Source organism: Bacteroides sp. OF04-15BH (genome assembly GCF_003477995.1).
Lineage (GTDB): Bacteria > Bacteroidota > Bacteroidia > Bacteroidales > Bacteroidaceae > Paraprevotella.
The window spans coordinates 1-569 of sequence record NZ_QUEM01000114.1 but is presented as its reverse complement, the minus strand read 5'-3'; the positions used below and the strand labels follow the sequence as shown (position 1 = coordinate 569).

Genomic DNA, 569 nt, shown 5'->3' with positions numbered 1-569 from the left:
AGACGGGAAGCGGATGAAGGGTTGTATGGATTTGCGTCATGGTAAGTTCCGTTCTCCTTCAAGGCCGCATATACCGGACTTTCCTCATATGATGTTGCGGAAAGCGGTTGTGAGAGACTTCCTGCCATGTCGGTTCCAACAGCTGTGACCCTATGGTGGTAGGCTTGGTTCTCCGCCATATCCCAAGTCAGGTTTCCGTCGCTGTCAAGATACGAGCCTTTGAGGGTGATGCCGTACTTTACCGCCAGATAGCTCTCCACTTTTCTGCGCTCATCGGGTGTAAGCATCCTGCTGAAAACAATAAGCTCAGGGGCATATCCCCGGATGGAAGCATTACCGAAGAGCGAGGTCGGGAAATCCGTACCGAAGCTGCCAGAGGTGGAAGGTGTTCCTATGAATAATGTGGTGTTGGAGTTGTCTCCCCACAATGTTGTTGAAGGATTGCTTACCTTGAAGTAGGACACAACTCGCAGAGCGCTTTCCTTAAAACCGTTCTCGGACAAAGAATCACTTGATTGATAAAGCAGGTCTTCACCCGATGCTGAACCATAGTCCAGTGGTTCAACACC

Annotated in this window: 1 pseudogene; it reads right to left on the bottom strand. The window is 50.3% G+C overall.

From position 1 onward, the window contains the following. Positions 1-569 (bottom strand): annotated as a pseudogene (locus tag DXA74_RS16835) (T9SS C-terminal target domain-containing protein); the annotation flags it as partial.